This is a genomic window from Mariniflexile sp. HNIBRBA6329, assembly GCF_043558645.1.
Classification (GTDB): domain Bacteria; phylum Bacteroidota; class Bacteroidia; order Flavobacteriales; family Flavobacteriaceae; genus Mariniflexile.
On record NZ_JBIFXS010000012.1, the window covers coordinates 54,807 to 77,953 of the forward strand.

Below are 23,147 nucleotides of genomic sequence, written 5' to 3' on the forward strand. Positions count from 1 at the left end.
CTCATTAAAATAATCAAATTATGAAACAAACCTTACGAACTATCTTCTTGTTTTCTTTTTTATTATTCACTGCTCAAGTAACTTTTGCGCAGGAAAAAGAAATTACAGGAACGGTTACTTCTAAAGCTGATGGCATTCCTCTACCTGGGGTAAATGTATTGGTTGAAGGAACTACCACTGGCGCTCAAACAGATTTTGATGGCAATTACAAACTTATTGCTTCTGTTGGAGACATTTTATCATTTTCTTACATTGGAATGACAAGTATTCAAATTACTGTTGGAGCGTCTAATGTAATTAATGTACAATTAGCAGAAGATGCTCAGCAACTAAACGAAGTTGTTGTTACGGCATTAGGTATTAAAAAGGAAAGAAAAACACTTACCTACTCTGCCCAAGATGTTAAAGGTGACGATTTAACTAGAGTAAAACAAACCAACCCAGTTAATAGTTTATCTGGAAAATCGGCTGGATTGACTATTACCAGAAGTTCATCTGGCGTGGGTGGTGCTACAAAAGTTGTTTTAAGAGGAAACTCTTCTACAAGTAACAACGACCCGCTTTATGTTATTGACGGTGTTCCAATGCTTAATAGCGGAAATGGGCAAAATGGCGAAGAACCAGGAACCAGTATTTTTGGTAGTCAAATTGGAAACAGAGATGGTGGAGACATTACATCGCTTATTAATCCAGATGATGTTGAAAGCATGACCGTACTTAAAGGAGCTTCGGCTGCAGCATTATATGGTAGTCAAGGTGCCAATGGTGTTATTTTAATTACAACAAAAAGTGGTAAAGAAGGTGTGCTTAAAGTGAATATAAATTCAACGTTTACTGTTGATGAGGTTATTTCGTTACCTAAGCTTCAAACGCAATACCAATCGCCATCTGTAGGACAAGCCATTGCCGAAAATGGTAGAGTAACCAACCCTAAATCTTGGGGTGCCAAAACCAGCGGTTTATCTAATACAGTAGACGATTTTTTCCAAACAGGCTATACGGCAACACAAGCGCTTTCATTAAGTGCTGGTACTAAAAAGGCTCAAACCTATTTCTCGTTTGCCAATACTTCTGCAAATGGCGTGATGCCAGAAAACAGATTAAACAGAAATGTTTTGAACTTACGTGAAACCGCTGCTTTTTTGGATAATAAAATTGAGGTTTCTGCAAACATTAGTTTGTCCGACCAAAGAATTTGGAACCGCCCAACCAACGGTTTATATTCAAATGCTTTAACTGGTTTATACTTAAACCCTGTTGGAATTGATTTAAATACTTATAAAAATAAGTTTGAATATTTCAATACTGCAACTAATATGATGGACCAATACGCAACGTCTTTTGATGAAAATATTCAACAAAACCCATATTGGATTATTAACCGTAACCGCAGTAAAGATATTGTTCAAAGGGTACTAGCAAGTGTAAGCGCGAAATATCAAATTACCAATAATTTCTCTTTACAATCTCGTGGAAGTTTTGATAAATCATTCTTCACATTCGATAAAAGAATGTATGCCGGTAGTGATTTAACCTTTGTACCAACAACAGGACGATACATTCTTGAAAAAACAGAAAACACGCAACAATATTTAGATTTAATTGCAAACTATTCTAAAAACATTTCTGAGGACCTAGAGTTTGGTTTAACCTTAGGAACAAGTTTAACAAAATATTCAACAGGCGATCAAATTTTATTAGATTCAGGACCTGAAGGATTAAAGTTCCCTAACGAATTTACTATCGCAAATTTTGAATCTTCAAATGGAATTGCTCAAAAAGTATCAAATAGAGAGGTACAATCTGTTTTTGGAGCTGCTAATTTTGGATATAAAGGCATGCTATATTTAGACATTACAGGAAGAACCGATTGGTCATCAACTTTAGTAAACACTGCTTCAAGCTCATTCTTTTATCCTTCTATTGGTTTAACAGGTATATTGACCGAAATGTTTGAAATGCCAGAATCTGTATCATTCTCAAAAGTACGTGTATCTTATGCCGAAGTAGGTAAAGATATTCCAGCCTTTGCAACCATTCCATTAAGAACTATTGGAACTACAGGTTCTGGAGGGACAATTGGTTCTGCAAACCAAGCAACATTTGCACCTAGAGAAGGTGAAACTTTAAAACCAGAAAACCAAAAATCGTTTGAAATTGGTACAGAATGGCGTTTTATTAACAACCGTTTAGGTTTAGATTTGACGTACTACAGTTCGAATACAGAAAATCAAATATTCTTTATTGCTGCACAACCTAATATTCAGGGGTATGTTCAAAACATCGTGAATGCTGGAGAAATTTCGAACAAAGGTATTGAGCTTGTTTTAAATGCTAAACCAATAGAGAGTAGCAATTTAAAATGGAATACCGCTTTAAACTTTGCAACTAACGAAAATAAGGTGGTTTCTGTACATCCATCGCTTGATAACGGTGAAGCTATTTTAACAGCTCCTGGAGTTAATGGTTATGGATATTCCTTAGTTGAAGGTGAAGATTTTGGAAGTATCAGAGGACGTTCAATTAAAAGAAATGCAGACGGTTTACCTTTAGTAACCGACGATGGTTCTGGAAGTTTAACTATTGAAGCTACAGATTTTGAAACTATTGCTCATGCACAACCAGACTTTACATTAGGATGGAACAATACATTCGACTTTAAAAATTTCTCTTTAAACTTTTTAATTGATGGAAAATTTGGTGGCGATGTTGTGAGTGTTACCGAAGCTGTAAACGATTTTTACGGTGTATCTCAAGCATCGGCAAATGCCAGAAACACTAATGGCGGTATGGTAAACGTGGTTACAACTGGTGGTACTGCTGCTCAAATGACGGCTCAAGATTACTATACAAAAACAGGTGGTAGAGCAGGTTTGTTAGGTGAGTATGTGTATGATGCTACAAACATTAGTTTAAGAGAGCTTTCTGTAGCTTACACCTTGCCTAACCCCGGAAAATATTTCGAATCTGTAAGATTGTCATTAATTGCTAATAACCTATTCTTTATTTATAAAGATGCGCCTTTCGATCCTAATATTGCGGCTAGTACAGGTATTGGTTTACAAGGTGTTGATATTTATGGACAACCATCTACTAGAAATATAGGATTAAACATAAACGTAAATTTCTAAGAAAATGAAAAATATATTAAAATACTTTCTAATAGCTCTTGCATCAGTTGGTTTAGTGGATTGTACTGGCGACTTTGAAGCCATCAACACCAATCCGCACGGAATTACCGAAGAGAGTTTAACACAAATGAACAACAACGTTGGTAATGAATTTGGCCCCATGTTTTTAAATGTGTTCAATGTAACACCAGCATGGAATTACCAATTACAACAAAACCTTATTGGCGATGTATACTCGGGTTATATGACGCCTCCAACCCCTTTTGCAGGAAATGTAAATAACATGACATATGCTTTAGTAAATGGATGGAATGGATTTCCTTGGGCCGATGCCTATGGAAATGTAATGCCACAAGCATTAAATGTTAAAAATGCTGTAGAATTGGGTGGAGATCCTAATGGAATCAAATTTGTTCATTTAGCAAACATTATTAAGGTGACAGCAATGCATCGTGTGTCTGATATTTATGGTCCTATTCGTTATACAAAATTTAATGATTTTGCTACAACAGGACAATACGATCCACAAGATGTTGCTTATCAAGCCTTTTTTGATGATTTAGCTGCCGCAATAGATGGTTTAGAACCTTTTGTAACAGATGTACAATTTGAACCTTTCGATATGTCTGCTTTTGGTGGCAATATCGCTAAATGGAGAAAATTTGCTAATAGTTTAAGGTTGCGTTTAGCAATGCGTGTTGTAAAAGTAAATCCAACTTTAGCCAAAACACAAGGAGAATTGGCTTTAGCGAGTAATGCAGGCCTATTGACTTCTGAAAATATGGTTATCAACACAGGTTTCCCTCACCCAATTGCAGAAATTAGTGGGTCTTGGGGAGATATTAGAATGAGTGCTGAAATGGAATCCATACTAACCGGATATAACGATGGAAGAATTGAAACTTATTTTAACCCTTCTGCCGATGCTTCATTAGCTGGAGATTATAAAGGTATTAGAATGGGGATTGATATTAGTGCCAAAGGTCAGTATGGTGATCATTCTTCTATTGGAAAAGTTATCAATGGACAAACTCTAACATGGATGACTTCAGCTGAAGTATTGTTTCTAAAAGCTGAAGCTGCTTTAAGAGGGTGGTCTGGTGCAGGAACTGCCAAAGCAAACTACGAAGCTGGTGTAACAGCATCGTTTGCACAACATAATGTGTCTGGTGTTTCAGCTTATTTAACTGATAACACAAGCACTCCCGCTGCTTTTGTTGATGCTTTGAATCCTGCAAACAACATCGCCTATGCGAGCAATGTAAAAATAGCATACAATGATGCAGGAAGTAACGAAGCGCAATTAGAGCAAATTATAACTCAAAAATGGATTGCTATGTTCCCTGATGGACAGGAAGCTTGGAGTGAATTTAGACGTACGGGATACCCAAGGATTTTTCCTGTAGTAGTTAATAATAGTGCAGGAAAAATTGATACCAATATTCAAATTAGAAGAATCAATTTTGTTGAAAACGAATTAAATACTAACGGGGCTAATGTAGCCGCTGCAGTTGGTTTTTTAGGTGGCCCAGATACTGGTGGAACTCGCTTATGGTGGGATAAAGCTGGATCAAATTTTTAATAAGAATAGTTTTTCATACTATTAGTTTAGTTTCCAAAACAAGCGGAAATTCACTTTCCGCTTGTTTTAAAAAAATCAAATAAAAATATATTATGAGTGTAGATATTCCTAACTACTTGGATATAAGTTATAAAGAACCTGGCAAATTTGAAGAAACACGTTATGAAAAAATCCATAATGTTATTGTAGAGTCTTCAACCGAGGGTTCATTAATTGTAGCAAAAGAAATAGCCGATTTAATCAAAGCTAAACAAATTTCCAAATCGCATTGTGTACTTGGTTTAGCAACAGGATCTTCACCTATAAAAGTTTACGAAGAACTTGTTAGAATGCATAAAGAGGAAGGTTTAAGTTTTTCCAATGTTATATCATTTAATTTGGATGAATATTATCCAATGGATAAAAACAATATTCAGAGTTACTACTATTTCATGCATGAACATCTTTTTAATCATGTTGATATTTTACCTGAAAACATTAACATTCCAGATGGTACAGTAAGCCTTGAAGATTTATATCAGTACTGTATAGATTATGAAATAAAAATTAAATCCCTTGGTGGTCTTGATTTTCAATTATTGGGAATTGGAAGAACGGGGCATATTGGGTTTAACGAACCAGGGTCCCATTTTAATTCAGGAACCAGAAGTATCACACTGGACCATATTACCCGCGTGGATGCTGCACCTTCTTTTTTAGGCATTGATAATGTACCAAGAAAAGCCATTACTATGGGTGTGGGCACGGTACGAAGTGCGAAACGCATTGTGTTATTAGGTTGGGGAATCAGTAAAGCCGAAATACTAAAAAAAACTATTGAAGGTAACATTACTTCTCATGTACCTGCTACCTATTTACAAGAGCATAACAACACTACTTTTGTATTGGATAAAGGTGCGTCATCTGAATTAACGCGTATCAAAACACCATGGATTGTAACCTCATGTGTGTGGACAGATACTTTAAAGTTAAAAGCCGTTGTTTGGTTAAGCGAGTTAACAGGTAAACCGTTTTTAAAATTAACAGACAAAGATTATAACGATAACGGTATGTCTGGTTTATTGGCAGAAGAAGGTTCTGCGTATCATTTAAACATTAAAATGTTTAATACCCTGCAACATACCATTACAGGATGGCCAGGTGGAAAACCAAATGCCGATGATACCAACAGACCCGAACGCGCCAGTATTCCTAAAAAACGTGTTATTATTTTTAGTCCGCATCCGGATGATGATGTCATTTCAATGGGAGGCACATTTGATAGATTGGTAGAACAAGGACATGAAGTACACATCGCATATCAAACCTCTGGAAATATTGCAGTTTCAGATGAAGAAGCTTTAAAATTTGCAGAAATATCCAAGGTGCTTAGTCCAGATTGCAAAGAGTCTGATACAGTAATAAAAACCCTAAATGAAAAAACGGGTAATGACATAGATTCAATAGAAGTACGCAAATTAAAAGGACTTATACGCCGAAGCGAATCTTTAGCAGCAACAAGATATTTAGGACTAACAGATAGTAACGTGCATTTTTTAGACCTGCCATTTTATGAAACAGGAGCTATTAAAAAAAACAATCTGTCGCAAGTCGACATTGATATTATGTGCAATCTAATTGAACGCATTAAACCACATCAAATTTATGCTGCGGGCGATTTAGCAGACCCACACGGAACGCACAAAGTGTGTTTAGATGCCTTGTTTGAATCGTTAGAAAGATTAAAACCAAACAAGTATATGGACGATTGCTGGGTATGGCTATACCGTGGCGCATGGCACGAATGGGAATCCTACGAAATAGAAATGGCGGTTCCTATGAGTCCAGATCAGGTTTTAAGAAAGCGACATGCTATATTTTACCACCAATCCCAAAAAGACGGTGTGATGTTTCAAGGAAATGACTCTCGAGAGTTCTGGGTTCGTGTAGAAGACAGAAATAGGCTTACCGCGAAAAAATACAACGTTTTAGGTTTAGCCGATTATGCAGCTATTGAAGCTTTTAAAAGATACCATTTTTAAGGAATGAAACCCCTGCCCTATCTTATAATTGCTTTTTTATGTTTGAGTTGTAGCAATAAAAAAACTTCTACTAATAAAGAAAGCGAGGTACAACATGATATAGTTGGTACTTGGAAAATGATTTATGCTGAAATTAAAAAAAACGATTCTTTAGAAGTAAAAAATTTATCGAAATCGAGTTTTATAAAAATTATAAACAACAGTCATTTTTCATTTTTTAATCAAGATGAATTAGACGCTAGAAATAGTTATGGAGGTGCAGGAACTTATTCAGTTAAGGGCAATCAATATGTTGAAACTCTAATCTATACTTCCGCTGAAGCTATACGAAATCATGTATTCACATTCACTATTAAAATAGCAGGAGACACCTTAATTCAATCTGGTATTGAAGAAGTTAAAAAGGCTGGTATAAAGCAAGAAATTATTGAAAAGTATATTAGAATTAATTAGTCTGCTTTTTAAAAGAATATTAAATAATGAAAAAAACATCTATAATCATCATCCTATTTATATTATTTCGCTTAGGCTGTTTTGCACAAAACAACTTAAAACAACATTATAATTTAATGCCATGGCCAAATGAAATTACTGAAAGCAATGCTAAGTTTTTGATTGATAGTGCCATTACGATCTCGATAATTGGTAAAGACCAAGGAAGAGTTCGTAATGCCTCTGTTAATTTTTTACGACGCCTTACCAATAGAACAGGTGTTTTTATAAATGAAGGATTTCCTATTAAAACCGGTAAAGGATCTATTAAAATTTCTTTTGAAACCATAGCAAAATTGTCTATTGATGATGACGAATCATATACTTTAAATATAAACGAACAAAATATTCAACTTACGGCAAAAACAGATGTTGGTATTTTAAGAGGTTTAGAAACTTTATTACAGTTAACAACCAATAACGAAACCAACTACTATTTTCCTGGAGTTACTATTACCGATGCTCCCAGATTTGTTTGGAGAGGATTAATGATTGATGCTGCACGCCATTTTCAGCCAGTAGATGTTATAAAACGCAATTTAAGAGCTATGGCTTCGGTAAAAATGAATGTATTTCATTGGCATTTAACCGACGACCAAGGTTTTAGGGTAGAATCAAAAACATATCCAAAATTACAAGAACTGGCTTCAGACGGATTGTACTACACCCAAAATCAAATAAAAGATGTGGTAAATTATGCGTCAAATTTAGGCATTCGCGTGATCCCTGAATTTGATGTTCCTGGACATGCTTCTGCAATTTTAACCGCTTACCCCGAACTTGGAAGCAAAGATGGATATAATTATGCCATTGAACGGTTTTCAGGTGTTTTCGACCCAACTATAGACCCTACAAAAGATATAACATATCAATTTCTTGAGAACTTATTTACAGAAATGACACCTCTTTTTCCTGATGACTATTTTCATATTGGTGGCGATGAAAACGAAGGAAAACATTGGAATGAAAACAAAAACATTCAAGCATTTAAACAAAAGCACAACTTAAAAACCAACCACGATTTGCAAACCTATTTTAATATTAAACTGGAAAAGATTCTTAATAAACTAGGAAAAAAATTAATGGGTTGGGATGAAATTATGACACCTAATATGCCTACAACAGCTTTGATTCATTCCTGGAGAGGTGAAAACGAAGGCTTACCGAAAGGAGGCACATTAATAAATGCTGCAAAAGCTGGTTATAAAACCGTACTATCCAATGGTTTCTATATAGATAGAATGCAATCTGTAGACTACCATTATAGTATTGAACCCATTGGAGATATCCTTTTAACTGCTGAAGAACGCGCCAATATTTTAGGAGGGGAAGCTACTATGTGGACAGAATTGGCTACTCCGCTAACAATTGATTCTCGAATTTGGCCCAGAACAGCAGCCATTGCTGAACGATTTTGGTCTAAAAAAGGCATAAATAATATTGAAAACATGAAACTTCGATTAAAAGATGTTAGCTATAAACTGGAAGAGCTTGGAATAACACACCTTAAAAACAGAGATGTTATTTTAAGAAACATCACCAATAACCAAGATATTACGCCCCTTCTAGATTTATTGAAAATTTGCGAACCTTTAAAAATTTACCAAAGAAATAAAGATGGCATAGAATACAAAACATTCTCCCCTTTTACCCTATTTGCAGATGCCTGTTCTAGCGATGCTGAAGATGCTTATATATTTAATACTTCAGTCTATGAGTTCTTGGAAAATCAAAACGAAGATCCCTTAAATAGACTATTAAAATATTTAGAAAAATGGTCTGGAAACCATAAACTATTCAGCGAAATTAAAAGCAATCCAAAGTTAAAACCGATAAAACCATTATCTATAAATTTATCGAAAACTTCACAACTTTTAATGGACATTTTAACTCGTAAAAAAACTGATAAAAATGAATTAAACATTTTAAAAGAAGCTTTAACCACTTTAAACCAACCCCATGTGGATGTTGAAATAGTTATTTATGAACCCTTAAATAAACTGGTGGATTATTGTGAACAACATTATGTGACACCGTAATCACTCCAAAGATGCAAATAAGATACAGATTTACACCTTACAAACCGACAATACTTATTAATAATACAGCAACAAAAAAGCCTTTAAAATAAGGCTTTAGTAGTGTTTCATTAAATTTTAATTATTTGTTTAATAATGATTGTTACTTCCCGATACAAAAATTAGCAAAGATATTCCCCAACAAATCATCATTGGTTATTTCACCGGTTATCTCACCGAAGTGATACAAAGCTTGCCTAATATCAATCGCTAACAAATCGCCAGACAAACCAGATTGCAATCCATGTTTCACTTTTTCAATTTCATCTAAAGCTTTTAATAAAGAGTCATAATGTCTTGAATTAGTAACAATTGTATCATTATTTCTTAAAGCCCCTGTATTTACAAAACTTAAAAGTTTGTTTTTAAGTTCATCAACACCTATACCCTGCTTTGCTGATAAAAAATGAATTTGTGGGATTTCATTTTTAATGGATTTAACTTGATTATCATCCAACTTATCAACTTTGTTAGCAACAATCAATAAAGGTTTCAAAGGATATTTGTTCTTTATTTTTTCAATTTCAATTTTAAATGAATTGATGAACACGTCATCTTTAAAATTCAAACTATCGGCAAGGAAAACCACTACTTGGGCTTGGTCTATTTTTTCAAAAGTTTTTTTGATACCGATGCTTTCAACCACATCCTTTGTTTCACGAATACCTGCGGTATCAATAAAACGGAACCCTATCCCTCCTATTGAAATTTCATCTTCAATCGTATCTCTAGTAGTTCCTGCTATTTCCGAAACAATGGCGCGTTCTTCATTTAAAAGCGCATTTAAAAGTGTCGATTTTCCAACATTGGGCTCACCAACAATAGCCACCGGAATTCCGTTTTTTATCACGTTACCAACCGCAAACGAGTCTATCAACCGTTTTAAAACAAAACTGATACGCTCTACCAACTCTTTAAACTGGGTTCTATCGGCAAACTCAACATCTTCTTCTGCAAAGTCCAACTCCAACTCTATTAACGATGCAAAATTGAGCAGTTCTTCACGAAGTTTTGCAATTTCCGATGAAAACCCGCCACGCATTTGTTGCATGGCTATTTGATGCGACGCTTCATTATCCGATGAAATTAAATCGGCAACGGCTTCAGCCTGACTTAAATCCAACTTACCATTTAAAAAGGCTCGCAATGTAAACTCACCAGCTGTTGCCATTCGGCATCCTTTCCTTAAGAATAACTGAATGATTTCCTGTTGGATGTAATTGGAACCATGACAAGACACCTCAACCACATCTTCACCTGTATAAGAATTTGGGTTTTTAAAAACAGACATCAACACCTCATCAATGGTTTTATCGCCATCCATAATATGTCCTAAATGGATGGTATGTGTCTTTTGAAGGCTAAGCCTCTTTTGGTTTATTACCGATTTAAAACATCTATCGGCCATAGCAATAGCATCCTTTCCAGATAAACGGATAACCGCAATGGCACCTGCTCCAGATGGTGTTGCTAACGCCACTATGGTATCTTGATGCATCATTTTAAATTAAGTAAATACCGTCTTCTTTAATTTCAATCTGTTTCTGTTTGTATAAAGAACCTACAGCTTTTTTAAAATTCTTTTTACTCATTTGAAGGATGTCTTTAATCGCCTCCGGATCCGATTTATCGGTAAGGTTTAAATAACCACTATTATCGTGAAGTTCGTGCAAAATACGCTCTGCATTAGGCTCTATATTTCTATAACCAATTTGTCCTAACGAAATATCCAACTTATTACCCGGTCTAATCTTTTTCACAATACCTTTTAATCTATCTCCAACACTTAAATCGGTAAAAATCTGATCGTTATAAATTAATCCCGTATGCGTTTTATTCACAATCACATTCATACCAATATCCGATGGATGCGACACTATAATATCAACTTCATCAAACTGGCTAACCGTTAGTGTTTTATTGCTTAAAAAACTATTGGTTTTGCTAGATGCCGCAAGTCTTCCGGTTTTTTCATCTAAATAACAATACACCAAATACCAACCTTTCGGTTTCATTTTAAAAGCTTGCTCCTTAAATGGGCAGAATAATTCTTTTACCAAGCCCCAATCTAAAAAAGCGCCATATTCGGTAACGGCACTGCAACGCAATAAAGCAAAATCACCCACCATAATGTGTGGCATATCTGTAGTTGCCACTGGGCGTTCTTCATTATCCAAATACACAAAAACGTCTAACTTGTCCCAAATTTTAAAAGATTCCGGAACATATCTATTTGGTAATAAAACCTCATTATCTTCTGTGTCTACCAAATACGCGCCATGGTCGGTTTCGCGTAGTATTTCCAATGTATTAACTTGCCCAATTTTTATCATGTCGCAAAGGTAACAATATTCACCATAAATATTAAATAAATGTATTTGGGCGTTCCCCTATCGGGTCGGGCGTTCCCTTGCAAGTCCTCGCTCCTGCGTCGCTGTGGGCTTTACAGTACACTCCCTAACGCGGGCATATTTGCTGGCAAAACACCTAACCGTTAAAATGGAATTATTCTAAAGTTAAACTCAAAAAAAAAAGCGCTACAATATAAATTGTAACGCTTAATTATCATTAAATCTGTTTTTACTTATAAACAGACTCTTTTTTAAAATGTTTTGTTAGTAAATAATAAACAACCGCTCTGTATTTATTGCGGTTAGATTTACCATATTGCTCAATAACAGCTTCAATTCCTTTATCTAGATCGGCACTGTCTTTTAATCCTAGTTTTTTAATTAAGAAATTGTTTTTTACAGTCGCAAGTTCAGCTTCATCCGATCCGGAAACCGTAGAAGCGTCTGCATTGTAAATTGAAGGACCACAACCAATGGTTACTTTGGTTAATAAATCCATATCTGCTGTTACACCACATTTTTCTTTTAAATCGGCAGCATACTTTGCAATAAGTTCATCACGTTTACTCATAATAAATTCTTGTTTTTAATGTGTTTATAAAATACTTAAATTGATAACTGTCTAAATATAGCTATTTTTTTAGACACAATTAAAAAAAGAAAGTCACAAAGCACCTTACTTCAAATATTCAAAATAGTTTAATAGCACTTCGTCGTTTATATCTTTTGGCGTAAAAATTTCCAATAGTTTAGGACGATCATCATCTACAAAAAACTCTTTTAAGTAATATTCTAAAGGCTTTTCTTTTGAAACGCTTTTGTATGAGAAGCCATACATTCTACATAAATGTCTTGCATCTAAGTTGTGGGTGGTTTCAAAAAAAGTTTCAAAATTCTTTGTGTTTTTATGACCCGGAAGAATTCTAAAAATGCCACCACCTTGGTTATTAATTACAATAATTCTGAAATTTTTAGGAATGTAGTTGTTCCAAAGTGCGTTACTATCATATAGAAAACTTAAATCGCCTGTTATAAGTGTGGTAGGTTTGCCATTCACCAAAGCACTACCTATGGCGGTAGATGTGCTTCCATCTATCCCGCTAGTACCTCTATTGCAAAATACCGTATGGTTTTTATTAATACTGAACAATTGGGAATAACGAATTGCCGAACTATTACCTATTTGTAAAACATTATCGCTAGGAATGTTTTTAAACAAGATGTCAAACACTTTTAAATCGGAAAAAGGAATGGTTTTTAAATAGTCATCATGCTTCTTTAAACGATTGTTTTTTACGGCAGTCCAATTGGCATTATAATTACTCTTTACATAATGGGTGATTTTAGGTAAAAAGGTTGAAAAGAACTGATTTGGAGTTACATCTATATGATTGCTTAAACAGAAAAATGTATCATTAGCCATTTTTTCATCAACATGCCAATGATATTTAGGTTGAAATTTACGTAAAAATGTTTTTACTTTTTTGGAAACAATCAACCCTCCAAAAGTGAGTAGGATTTCTGGTTGAAGCGCTTTTTTTTCTTCAATAGTTAAAGGTTCAATAATTTGATCTATGGATGGGAAAAAACTTTCATGGTATAAATTTGATGTAGACTCGGTAAATACTACAACGCTATCATCTTCTGCCAATTCATTCAACCACTTTTGATCAATTTCATTAGGGTGGTTAACACCTACAAGTATCATTTTTTTTGAAGCCGAATTCCAATCTTCCAAACACTCATTCAAAACATAATCTTCAATAACTTTTGTTTTCAAAACCGGTTTAGTGGCTTTAGGATTTACCCGTAATTTTTCAACGGTTTCGTAAAGAGGTTCATCAAATGGAATATTAATATGAACAGGACCTTTCTTTACTAACGCAAAATTTAACGCTTCGTTTATTTCTTCTTCGTTATGCGTTTGAATGTCTTTTTGTAGTCCTAAAAAGCGTTCCAACTTGCCCTCTAAGTTTTTTAACATGGGAAGTTCTTCGTTTTCCGGAATGTTATTTTCATCTTTTATATCCAACTTTAAGTTTACGGAATACAAAATATGGTTTTCAAAAATGTTTTTTTGATTGATGGTTTGCCCATCTCCTATTCCTATTAAGTGTTTTGGTCTATCTGCCGAAACAACCACCAACGGAATATCGCTATAAAAAGCTTCGGTAACTGCTGGATAATAGTTAACCAAGGCACTTCCTGAAGTACACACAACCGCTGTTGGTACTTTTAATTGCTGTGCTATACCTAGTGCAAAAAAAGCTGCACTACGCTCATCTACAATGCTGTAACATGTGAAAAACGGATTATTAGTAAAACCAATGGTTAACGGGGCATTCCTACTACCCGGTGAGATAACAATATGTTTTATTCCTTTTGCTTTAAAAAGCTCTATAACTGTTTGTGCGAGAGGGATTTTTGGGTAAATCATATAATTCAAATCGATATGTAAAAGTAATAAATAGGGCTTAATATAAGCTAATTACAGCACATTTTTAATAATTAAAGATTTTGATACAGTTTCTTCCCATTCACTTTCAGGGTTTGAGTTAGCGGTAATACCCCCACCAACATATATAATTGCTGTATTTTTTTTTATCTGCATACACCGCAAATTTACATACAATTGTGTGCTTTTTTTGGTGATGCCATATGCCCTATTTTCTATATTTCTTCTACCGGAACGTGGTGCTGTTTTGGTTTCAAAATTTAATTCACCTAAAAAACCAGTGTAAAACTCACGTTTATAGCTTTCATTATTTAAAATAAACTGTTTTGATGCTTCTTTTGGCACGCCACAAACAGCTGGTGTTGGATGTAATTTACCAATAACTTCTTTTAGTTTTAAATCGGATTTTAATCGAGCCGAAATCATGGTTTTTAAATGTACTAAATTCCCAGCTTTTACGGTTTCAGTATCCGAAATATTCAAACTATCCACCGATGATTGCAAACTATCAACAATAAAATCGGTTACAAATTTTTGTTCTTCTATTTCTTTGTCTTGCCAAGTAACATCTAAATTCCCTTTGTAAACCTGCGTTCCTGCTAATGCCATGATGGAAAATTGAGTCCCTTCAATTTTTATAAGCGTTTCGGGCGTTGCACCTAACCATAAACCCACTTTGGGGTGATACCAACAATAAATAAAGGATGAAGAATATGTGTTTAAAAGCTTTTTAAAGATAATTATGGGATTGTTTTCTTGTATTGAAACCTGCTCTTTTCTTGATAACACTACCTTTTCAAATTCATTTTTTTTTATAGCCTCAACACCTTTATTTACAAGATTTTTATGCTGAAGCTTCTCTTCTACATTCATAATACTATTATGCCTAGAAGTCTCAATCGGATTTGACACTTCAACCGATAAAGAAACAAACTCCGAACCCTCAAAAGGTATCAGTACCGAAGTTTCAGAATCATCAAACGGGGCAAAAACAAAGCCTTTTTCGGTAAAATCGTTAACAATATGCAAATGGTTGCTTTCTTGTAATAATGCGCTTAACTTGATTTCACGAGGCTTTCTATAAGCTGCAAAAGGTAATTTGTTTTTGTATTGGGTTTCAATACGGGTAAAAAAATCTTCCAAAGTCATATTTTATTTTGTTCTTGGAAGTGAAATGGTAGTTAACTTACATAACGAAATGAGGTTATCGCTATCATCTGTCACTTTAATTTCAAATAATTGGGTGGTACGTCCTTTATGAATAAAAGTTGCCTTAGCAAACACATTACCCGTTCTTACACTTTTAACATGGTTTGCAGAAATTTCTATTCCGCGCACAAAAAATTGTTTTGTATCCAATAACAACTCAGCGGCAAAACTTCCGGTAGTTTCGGCCAAAGCCACAGTTGCGCCACCATGCAACACACCGTCTGGCTGATGTACTTTAGAAGTTACCGGCATTTTCAATATTAAAAAGTCATCACCAAAGTCAACCAACTCTATTTGCAAGGTTTCCAACAAGGTGTTTTTTGCCATGTCGCTAAACTTTTCCAACATAACTTCTCTAGATAATTGCATAGAAATAGTGTATTTTTAATCGCGTAGGTAAAAGTACAAAATACGTATGGAAAGACTATAAAAAAATGGTTTCAATTAAAAAGATTTCTACTCAAACACAACAAAAAAATATGCAAATAACAACCTTAGAAAACCAGCGAGTTAAACTATCTATTTTAGATTTGAGCAATTATAAACACTTATTGGATATTGCAAGGCAACCTAATTTGGTACAGTACTCGCCGAGTAAAATTGATACCCCCGATGATTTAAAGGAATATACAGAAGATGCCGTAAACTGTTTTTACCATAAAACGGCTATTCCTTTTATTATTTTTGATAAGCAGACCAATACTTATGCGGGTTCTACACGTTTTGGATTGATTAATTGGAAAAACAAGGTGCTACATATAGGCTGGACTTGGATTGGGACCCAATTTCAAGGTACCGGACTTAATAAACACATGAAGTTTTTAATGCTAGAATATGCTTTTGAAACGTTAAATTTTGATAAAGTAGAATTTCGAGTTGATGAACGTAATATAATCTCAAGAAAAGCGGTAGAGAAATTAGGCGCAAAACTAGAAGGTATTTTACGAAAAGACACGTTAATGCTTGGTGGTTTTAAACGAAGCACCTGTTGTTATGGGATTTTGAAAGATGAGTGGGATGGTATTAAACGGAATGTTTTTGGAGGGTTTTAGGGTTATGCTTATCGGTCTCAGATATGAAACGAAGGGCATTTCGGAGCTGCGTACTTGTTCACCGAGACTATGCTTACTAAAAACCCCAAACTTGCGAAAACCACTATCCGCCCTATGTTTTATACCCATTGATAGCTGCTGCTTTTTCTCGTCATTTTGATTTCAATTCTTTCATTACTTGTTTTATAAATTTGTCTTTGTCCTTCTTGGCTTCTTTGATTGTTGCTTTTAGGTCAGCTGGCACTTCATAATATTTTTCAGACCAAACGTACACTTCCATAAGTATAGGCAATAAATCCATTCCTTTTGGTGTCAATCGGTACAATTTTTTTGCCTTACTGTCTGGGTGTGCAGATTTTTCAATTATACCATTTTCTTCAAGGTCTTTCAGTCTTGTTGCTAAAATATTGGTTGCAACACCTTCTGCTGATTTTAAAAAGTCGTTGTAGGTACACTTATTTCCGAATATTAAGTCTCTAATAATGAGTAATGACCACTTGTCGCCAAATATGTCAAGTGAACAACTCAATGGGCAGTCTGATCTTTTTTTACTTGTTTTCATAAAATAAATTAAAAAACAACTTGCATTATGAAAGTTGTTTGTATATTTGTACTTGCAATTTGCAAGCAAATTTACAAATAAAAGAACAAAATAAGTAAAAATGAAAAAGAAAATTTTAGTAACAGGAGCATCTTCGGGCTTTGGTTTGTTACTCGCAAAAGAGCTACACAAAAGGGGTTACAATGTAATTGGCACAAGCCGCAACCCTGATAAAAATCAGTCTTCATTGCCGTTCAAAATGTTAGCATTGGATATTACTGATGATAAATCAATCAAATCTTTTAGAAAACAACTTTTTACCGAAATAAAACAATTAGATGTTTTGATAAATAATGCAGGATTTTATTTGTCTGGACTTGCCGAAGAAACTACCATAACTCAAGGCAAACAACAATTTGAAACCAACTTTTGGGGAACTGTTATGCTAACCAATGAACTGTTACCTTATTTTAGAAACCAGCGTTTTGGTAAGATAGTTACAGTAGGTTCAATTATGGGTTTAATCAGTCTTCCAGGCGGGGCGTATTATGCTGCATCCAAGCATGCTTTAGAAGGTTATTTCAAAGCCCTTCGTTTTGAACTGAATGAATTTAATATAAAAGTAAGTATGGTAGAACCAATGTGGTCTAAAACCAATATAGTCACTAACTCGAAAGTTGCAGAAAACAAAATAAGTGATTATGATGAATATCGAACAACACTTGAAGATTATACAAAAGATTTATTATCAAAATCCGAAGAGCCAACTGCCGTTGTTGAAACGCTGTTGAAATTGGTTGAAAATGAAAGTCCCAAATTTAACAATCCCGTAGGCAAGGGGTCTTCGTTATTCCCTGCTATACAATATTTTTCATTTAAAACCTTTGAAAATTCCATCATAAAAAATATAAATAAATTTAAAAAATAAGAAATGAAAGCATATACAATAAATCGTTACAGCAAGGAAGATAAATTGCAACTTGTAGAAGTTACCGAACCAGTTGTTAAGGAAAATGAGGTATTGGTTCAAGTCCATTCAGCAAGTATAAATCCGTTAGATGTCAAACTGAAAAGTGGTGAGTTTAAGTTGTTACTTCCATATAAATTTCCGTTGATTTTAGGACACGATGTCGCAGGAATCATTACAAAAGTGGGTTCAAAAGTTAGTCGCTTCAAAGTTGGTGATGAAATTTTTGCTCGTCCTGCCGATTTCAAAATCGGTGCGTTTGCGGAATACATTACTATCAATGAAAACGATGCCGCTTTGAAACCAAAAAACATTTCAATGGAAAAAGCGGCTTCCATTCCATTGGTTGCTTTAACGGTCTGGCAAGCGTTTGTTGAAAAAGCAAAACTCAAAAAAGGTCAGAAAGTTTTTATACAAGCAGGTTCAGGTGGTGTCGGGACGATTGCTATTCAGTTGGCAAAACATTTGGGTGCGACTGTTGCCACAACAGCAAGTGCCGGTAATTTTTATTTGGTGAAAAGTTTGGGTGCCGATATTGTGATTGATTACAAAACACAAGATTTTGAAACGATACTAAAAGATTACGACTTGGTGCTTAATAATCAGGACGAAAAAACGCTTGAGAAATCCATGAAAATATTGAAGTCAGGCGGAAAAGTCGTTTCTATTTCAAGTCCGCCCGATCCTGCATTTGCAAAAGAAGTTGGTTTGTCGTGGTTTATGAAAACAGCAATTTTCTTTTTGAGTAGGAAAGTAAGAAGTCAAGCAAAAAAACTCGGTGTTGATTATTCGTTTCTTTATATGCAAGCCAACGGAAAGCAGTTGTCTGAAATCGGAAAGCTTATTGAAACAGGTGTCATTCGTCCTGTAGTTGATAAAGTGTTTTCGTTTGAACAAATGAACGAAGCAATGTCCTATGTTTCAAGTGGTCGCGCCAAAGGAAAAGTTGTCGTTAAAGTCAAGTAGTTTGGCTGTCAATGTAGGGTGTCGGTAAAGTAGCTCCTAACTATATGATATAAAATCGTTTTAATGTTTTATATCATACGATAAGCGAAATTAGAATTTTCTTACTAAAAAAACCAATAGTTAATATATTAAATTACTTGCCAGTTACTAACAAAACCCAATCGGTATCTTTAGTTGGTGGACTAAACTTCCTTACATGATTATCAATAAGCGTAATTTCTGGTATTTCTTGAATTTCTCCCGTTTTTGCATTAAGCCATTTATTATTTATGTAATTGCCTGCTGCCAATTGTAATTCAAAAGCATTTCCGTTTGAAGAAAACACTAAGTATTGCTTCCCTTTTTCAGATAAACACCACACTTTTTTGTTGTCATGATTTGAGAGTAAATTATCGGTTGGAATCATACTGTGAAAAGTAACTTCTTTCGTCATAACATCACTTAAAATATCCATTTCCTTGGATGAAGCTAAATACGGATTATCCGATTCAAAAAATGGCAAACCTTCTGGTCCAAAAGCTACCAATTCATCTTCACCTGCTTGTCCGCACCAATTAAATGAAGCACCAGCAGTTACACAAGCCCAGGCAGATTGACGTAAATCATCTAATGTCGCTTGAGTTCTTTTTTGCCAAAAACGCCTCCAAAGTGCATTACCTTCAATCATGTATACAGGTTTACCTGGTACATAAGCTGCTAAACAGGCTTCGTGATGCGTCCAAGCTTCTTTCCAATATGGTCTATCTAAATCCCTTTCTTCAGAAAATATATAATGGTTTTCTATGGCAGCGAAATTATATGCTTCACGGTGGTATTCATTATCAATGGGATATTCATCTTCATAAGTTCTTAAATGACTAAACACATCGTATTTTTTAACTAATTGTGCCCAACCAAGTTCGTTATCTTGTCTATCTCCCGGAACCTCCCAAACAAAGCTCCAACCTGCAATGTTTGCATAAGGCGCTAATCGAGCAACCACATAACGCACGTAAAAATCTTTTTCGGTTTCACTTAAACTTGTCCATTTAGGACCATCGTTTTGACTACCATCAAAACCAAGAAACATATGCAATCCAATATTTTTAGTGTTAAGCCAATCTACATGAGTTTCCATCATTTGCCAAACATCCAATCGCATGGTACTTGAAGCTTTACCTTCCGTATACAAGGTTAAATCTTGCGTAGAAGGTTTTGGTCCATCATGATAATATTGCTCAAAACAACACAAGGACAATAACCAATTAACTTGTAAATGGTTATACCCTCTATTGATAATTGGCTGATATACGTTTTCCTTTACCCAATCAAAAGGTTGTGCAATAGACCCATGACCACTTTCATAATACGATTTTAACCAAACAGGTTCTGTTCCGTTATATGCAAACCAACGCGGATTTTCTTTATAGGCTTGTAAGATGCCTTTTCCTGCATTAGCTTCAGTACATTCAAAAATACCTTCTCCCCCTTTAGCATTATCACTCCAAGTGTATGCATATGTCCATTTTCCAACTTCATTTGGTATAAAACGCATTTTCCAAATAGTACCGGTTGCTAAGTCGCCTCCACCTTTTCCATCACCATCATAAAATCCGAAAAACTTAGTCTTTTTTCCTGATGGAGAAATGAAAGTTGTATTTAACTGAACATCGTTAAACTTATTAGCATAAGTATTTTTGTTTTCTATAGCGTGTTCGAACGTGCGATACAAACCTACTTCGATTAATGGTTGTGCTTTATTACAACCTAAAGTTATAAATAGCACAATTAGATAAAATAACGTTTTTACTCTCATTTTAAATTTTTGCTTATAACTTAATAACCTCCGCGTATTTCTTTATGAATTACATTTTTATATAAATCAATCAAAGCTTTATGTGCTTCATTTGATAGGGATTTAATGTTAGAAACTTGAGCATTTGAAACTACTTGTTTTGTACTGCTAGCACCTGGAATGATACAACTAACGGCTTGGTGATCTAGAATCCAACGTAAAGCCAGTTGTACCATGGTCAAATTATCTGGCAATATGGTATTTTTAATAATATCTACAAATTCCAAACCTTTTTCAAATGGTAAACCTGCAAAAGTTTCACCTACATTAAAGGCGTCTCCGTTTCTATTATAGTTTCTGTGGTCGTTTTCTGGAAAAGTAGTTTTGTTATTAAACTTTCCTGATAGCAATCCACTTGCTAAAGGTAAACGCACAATAATACCAACGCCTTTTGCTTCCGCTTGCGGAAATAATTCGGTAACTAATTTTTGTCTGAAAATATTAAAAATGACTTGAAGTGATAGTAAACCTTCTTGTTCTATACAGATTAAACCTTCTTCTACTGTTTCTACACTGGCTCCAAAATGCTTGATAAGTCCTTCTTGCTGTAAATCGCGTAACCAATCAAAAACATGACCCTTTTTTAAGTAATGAGTTGGAATACAATGAAGTTGTAACAGATCTAGCGAATCAACCCCTAAACGCTGTAAAGAACCTTCAACCGATTTTCTTAAAACTTCTTTTGAATATTTATCTGGAAATGCATCTCCTGCCCTACCAAATTTTGTTGCTACACGAATAGGAACTTCACAAGTTTTTAAAAATTCTCCAATAATGGTTTCACTTTTACCATTTCCATAAACATCGGCTGTATCAAAAAAAGTAATACCACTTTTAACTGCTTCGCTTAAAATATCAAAAGCGGTTTGTTTTGAAATATCTTTACCCCAATCGGCTCCTAATTGCCAACAACCTAAACCGACTTCACTTACAACAAATCCGCTAACTCCTAATTTTCTGTTTTTCATCATCTTTCAATTGAAAATTTATAGGGTGTAAATCACCTCAAAAACTTACTTTAACATTTAAATATTAAAAAAACGAAGATATAACAATTTTAAATTGTTATAATTCACATTACCAAAAATATGGAACTACTTGTGTGCTTAAAAAAGCATAATGAAGAATTAACTTTGCCAGTTTTTGTTTATTTCTTAAAAGAATGAAAAATATAATTATACTAAGAATTACTCTATTAGCCAATTTAGTATAACTTTAGCATTATAACCTATAATATAAAAATTATGATACTGGCATTACAAAATGGTTTTAAGTATTATAATTGCGTTCTACTGATTTTTTTTAAATCAATACAAATACTATAAAAAAAGCATGACATTATAGTTTAATGTCATGCTTAATTACTTTATAATTGTTTATCCATTAGGGTACCAATACTTCGCTAATAACGTGTATAACACCGTTAGTAGCCTGTACATTTAGTAAACTAGGAATTAGTTGCGCGTTTCCATCAATTGTCAATGTAGCCAAATCCAGTTCAAAATCGCCATCTAATGTAGTTACAGGACCACTTGATAAATCGCTTGAATATACACGTCCAGACACCACATGATATAATAATATAGGAGCTAACGCTTCTGCTGGCAGTCCATTAACAGCCGCAATAGCTGCATCAACATCAGCCACTTCTAAGAAGTTTATAAATGCTTGATTGGTTGGAGCAAAAACTGTAAAAGGGCCATCGTTCATTAGGGTTTCTGCTAAACCAGCTTTTGTAGCTGCTGCTAAAAGCACTGAAAACTCAGGATCAAAACTACTTGCTAAAGTCACTAAATCTTGGGTTGGTGGAAATAGAATATCATCAATAGCATGAATAACACCATTACGAGCTTCTACATCTGCAATAACAACATTTGATGTATTAATCATAACTCCAGACTCCAAGTTCACTTGTACAGCAGCTCCATTTAAAGTTGTTACAAAACTATTTGATAAATCTGTGCTAAATACTTTGCCTGCTACAACATGGTATAACAAAATATCAACAATTCCTGGAAAAGCGCTAACGTTTTTTTGGTTTAGACCATATTTAGCAAAGGCCGCATCTGTTGGTGCAAACACTGTAAGCATGTTAGAAGATACTGTTCCTGCTAAACGGGTTTGAGCCAAAGCTACACTTAAGGTTTTAAAAGTTGGCTTTTTAACTTTAGAATCAACAGATTTAGATACAGTACTTCCAGATTCCGAACCATAAGATTCTAACACTTCAACAATAGAAGGTTGGAATCCTTCATTGTCAATAATATCTGCATCTTGCGTATTACATGAAAATATCATGGTAGATAGGGCAAATAAAAGTAACATAGGTAATTTAAAGAATGAAATTTGGGGTTTCGATGTACTGATTTGTGATTTCATTTTGATTTTTTGTTTAACGATTATTAGAATAATTCAAACATAATGATTTTTGTTTAATTTTTTATATTTTTTGTTAAACAAAAAGATTA

General features: G+C 34.4%; 18 protein-coding genes. 8 read left to right on the forward strand and 10 right to left on the reverse strand.

The window, feature by feature from the left end:
• Positions 1-20: 20 nt before the first annotated feature.
• The 5 genes from ACGK9U_RS12785 to ACGK9U_RS12805 all read left to right on the forward strand — a co-directional run bounded on the left by ACGK9U_RS12785 (position 21) and on the right by ACGK9U_RS12805 (position 9,265).
• Positions 21-3,131, forward strand: a complete 3,111-nt coding sequence (locus tag ACGK9U_RS12785) for a SusC/RagA family TonB-linked outer membrane protein (protein WP_394466774.1) — start codon at positions 21-23, stop codon at positions 3,129-3,131.
• Positions 3,132-3,135: 4 nt separating this feature from the next.
• Entirely contained in the window at positions 3,136-4,713 is a 1,578-nt protein-coding gene (locus tag ACGK9U_RS12790; RefSeq protein WP_394466775.1) for a RagB/SusD family nutrient uptake outer membrane protein, read from the forward strand.
• Between the two features lie 92 nt (positions 4,714-4,805).
• Positions 4,806-6,734, forward strand: coding sequence for a glucosamine-6-phosphate deaminase (gene nagB, locus ACGK9U_RS12795; protein WP_394466776.1), 1,929 nt, complete (start codon positions 4,806-4,808; stop codon positions 6,732-6,734).
• A 3-nt stretch (positions 6,735-6,737) separates the two neighbouring features.
• Positions 6,738-7,187 carry a lipocalin family protein gene (locus ACGK9U_RS12800; RefSeq protein ID WP_394466777.1) on the forward strand — a complete coding sequence of 150 codons (450 nt, stop codon included), beginning with the start codon at positions 6,738-6,740 and terminating at the stop codon, positions 7,185-7,187.
• A gap of 26 nt (positions 7,188-7,213) precedes the next feature.
• A complete protein-coding gene (locus ACGK9U_RS12805; RefSeq protein ID WP_394466778.1) occupies positions 7,214-9,265 on the forward strand; it encodes a beta-N-acetylhexosaminidase in 2,052 nt (683 codons plus the stop codon).
• Positions 9,266-9,407: 142 nt separating this feature from the next.
• On the opposite strand, the gene mnmE is transcribed toward ACGK9U_RS12805, so the two are convergent.
• The 6 genes from mnmE to ACGK9U_RS12835 all read right to left on the reverse strand — a co-directional run bounded on the left by mnmE (position 9,408) and on the right by ACGK9U_RS12835 (position 15,688).
• The gene (gene mnmE, locus ACGK9U_RS12810) at positions 9,408-10,805 is read right to left on the reverse strand and encodes a tRNA uridine-5-carboxymethylaminomethyl(34) synthesis GTPase MnmE (protein WP_394466779.1); all 1,398 of its coding nucleotides are present in this window, start codon (positions 10,803-10,805) and stop codon (positions 9,408-9,410) included.
• A 1-nt stretch (position 10,806) separates the two neighbouring features.
• The gene (locus ACGK9U_RS12815; RefSeq protein WP_394466780.1) at positions 10,807-11,637 is read right to left on the reverse strand and encodes a S1 RNA-binding domain-containing protein; all 831 of its coding nucleotides are present in this window, start codon (positions 11,635-11,637) and stop codon (positions 10,807-10,809) included.
• Positions 11,638-11,884: 247 nt separating this feature from the next.
• The gene (locus tag ACGK9U_RS12820; RefSeq protein ID WP_394466781.1) at positions 11,885-12,226 is read right to left on the reverse strand and encodes a DUF2853 family protein; all 342 of its coding nucleotides are present in this window, start codon (positions 12,224-12,226) and stop codon (positions 11,885-11,887) included.
• A 105-nt stretch (positions 12,227-12,331) separates the two neighbouring features.
• The gene (gene menD, locus ACGK9U_RS12825) at positions 12,332-14,092 is read right to left on the reverse strand and encodes a 2-succinyl-5-enolpyruvyl-6-hydroxy-3-cyclohexene-1-carboxylate synthase (protein WP_394466782.1); all 1,761 of its coding nucleotides are present in this window, start codon (positions 14,090-14,092) and stop codon (positions 12,332-12,334) included.
• A 51-nt stretch (positions 14,093-14,143) separates the two neighbouring features.
• A complete protein-coding gene (locus ACGK9U_RS12830; protein ID WP_394466783.1) occupies positions 14,144-15,259 on the reverse strand; it encodes a chorismate-binding protein in 1,116 nt (371 codons plus the stop codon).
• A gap of 3 nt (positions 15,260-15,262) precedes the next feature.
• The gene (locus ACGK9U_RS12835) at positions 15,263-15,688 is read right to left on the reverse strand and encodes a PaaI family thioesterase (protein ID WP_394466784.1); all 426 of its coding nucleotides are present in this window, start codon (positions 15,686-15,688) and stop codon (positions 15,263-15,265) included.
• Positions 15,689-15,798: 110 nt separating this feature from the next.
• Here ACGK9U_RS12835 and ACGK9U_RS12840 point away from each other — a divergent pair, with 110 nt between their 5' ends.
• The gene (locus ACGK9U_RS12840) at positions 15,799-16,371 is read left to right on the forward strand and encodes a GNAT family N-acetyltransferase (RefSeq protein ID WP_394466785.1); all 573 of its coding nucleotides are present in this window, start codon (positions 15,799-15,801) and stop codon (positions 16,369-16,371) included.
• Between the two features lie 151 nt (positions 16,372-16,522).
• Here the strand turns inward: ACGK9U_RS12840 and ACGK9U_RS12845 are convergent, their stop codons facing one another.
• Positions 16,523-16,900 (reverse strand): winged helix-turn-helix transcriptional regulator, encoded by a 378-nt coding sequence (locus ACGK9U_RS12845; RefSeq protein WP_394466786.1) that lies wholly within the window; start codon positions 16,898-16,900, stop codon positions 16,523-16,525.
• 133 nt (positions 16,901-17,033) lie between these two features.
• Here ACGK9U_RS12845 and ACGK9U_RS12850 point away from each other — a divergent pair, with 133 nt between their 5' ends.
• Positions 17,034-17,840: an SDR family NAD(P)-dependent oxidoreductase gene (locus ACGK9U_RS12850; RefSeq protein WP_394466787.1), complete on the forward strand. Its 807-nt coding sequence runs from the start codon at positions 17,034-17,036 to the stop codon at positions 17,838-17,840.
• 3 nt (positions 17,841-17,843) lie between these two features.
• Positions 17,844-18,845 (forward strand): NADP-dependent oxidoreductase, encoded by a 1,002-nt coding sequence (locus tag ACGK9U_RS12855; RefSeq protein WP_394466788.1) that lies wholly within the window; start codon positions 17,844-17,846, stop codon positions 18,843-18,845.
• Between the two features lie 133 nt (positions 18,846-18,978).
• On the opposite strand, the gene ACGK9U_RS12860 is transcribed toward ACGK9U_RS12855, so the two are convergent.
• The 3 genes from ACGK9U_RS12860 to ACGK9U_RS12870 form a co-directional block, all read right to left on the reverse strand.
• Positions 18,979-20,640, reverse strand: coding sequence for a DUF5060 domain-containing protein (locus ACGK9U_RS12860; protein WP_394466789.1), 1,662 nt, complete (start codon positions 20,638-20,640; stop codon positions 18,979-18,981).
• 20 nt (positions 20,641-20,660) lie between these two features.
• Positions 20,661-21,650 carry an aldo/keto reductase gene (locus ACGK9U_RS12865; RefSeq protein ID WP_394466790.1) on the reverse strand — a complete coding sequence of 330 codons (990 nt, stop codon included), beginning with the start codon at positions 21,648-21,650 and terminating at the stop codon, positions 20,661-20,663.
• A 412-nt stretch (positions 21,651-22,062) separates the two neighbouring features.
• Positions 22,063-23,058 (reverse strand): fasciclin domain-containing protein, encoded by a 996-nt coding sequence (locus ACGK9U_RS12870; protein ID WP_394466791.1) that lies wholly within the window; start codon positions 23,056-23,058, stop codon positions 22,063-22,065.
• Positions 23,059-23,147 lie beyond the last annotated feature (89 nt).

Coding starts and splice junctions, on each gene's coding strand:
- ACGK9U_RS12840 (WP_394466785.1), top strand. CDS start 15,799: ATGCAAATAACAACCTTAGAAAACCAGCGAGTTAAACTATCTATTTTA.
- menD (WP_394466782.1), bottom strand. CDS start 14,092: ATGATTTACCCAAAAATCCCTCTCGCACAAACAGTTATAGAGCTTTTT.
- ACGK9U_RS12785 (WP_394466774.1), top strand. CDS start 21: ATGAAACAAACCTTACGAACTATCTTCTTGTTTTCTTTTTTATTATTC.
- ACGK9U_RS12865 (WP_394466790.1), bottom strand. CDS start 21,650: ATGATGAAAAACAGAAAATTAGGAGTTAGCGGATTTGTTGTAAGTGAA.
- ACGK9U_RS12805 (WP_394466778.1), top strand. CDS start 7,214: ATGAAAAAAACATCTATAATCATCATCCTATTTATATTATTTCGCTTA.
- ACGK9U_RS12855 (WP_394466788.1), top strand. CDS start 17,844: ATGAAAGCATATACAATAAATCGTTACAGCAAGGAAGATAAATTGCAA.
- ACGK9U_RS12830 (WP_394466783.1), bottom strand. CDS start 15,259: ATGACTTTGGAAGATTTTTTTACCCGTATTGAAACCCAATACAAAAAC.
- ACGK9U_RS12820 (WP_394466781.1), bottom strand. CDS start 12,226: ATGAGTAAACGTGATGAACTTATTGCAAAGTATGCTGCCGATTTAAAA.
- ACGK9U_RS12860 (WP_394466789.1), bottom strand. CDS start 20,640: ATGAGAGTAAAAACGTTATTTTATCTAATTGTGCTATTTATAACTTTA.
- ACGK9U_RS12850 (WP_394466787.1), top strand. CDS start 17,034: ATGAAAAAGAAAATTTTAGTAACAGGAGCATCTTCGGGCTTTGGTTTG.
- mnmE (WP_394466779.1), bottom strand. CDS start 10,805: ATGATGCATCAAGATACCATAGTGGCGTTAGCAACACCATCTGGAGCA.
- ACGK9U_RS12790 (WP_394466775.1), top strand. CDS start 3,136: ATGAAAAATATATTAAAATACTTTCTAATAGCTCTTGCATCAGTTGGT.
- ACGK9U_RS12800 (WP_394466777.1), top strand. CDS start 6,738: ATGAAACCCCTGCCCTATCTTATAATTGCTTTTTTATGTTTGAGTTGT.
- ACGK9U_RS12870 (WP_394466791.1), bottom strand. CDS start 23,058: ATGAAATCACAAATCAGTACATCGAAACCCCAAATTTCATTCTTTAAA.
- ACGK9U_RS12815 (WP_394466780.1), bottom strand. CDS start 11,637: ATGATAAAAATTGGGCAAGTTAATACATTGGAAATACTACGCGAAACC.
- nagB (WP_394466776.1), top strand. CDS start 4,806: ATGAGTGTAGATATTCCTAACTACTTGGATATAAGTTATAAAGAACCT.
- ACGK9U_RS12835 (WP_394466784.1), bottom strand. CDS start 15,688: ATGCAATTATCTAGAGAAGTTATGTTGGAAAAGTTTAGCGACATGGCA.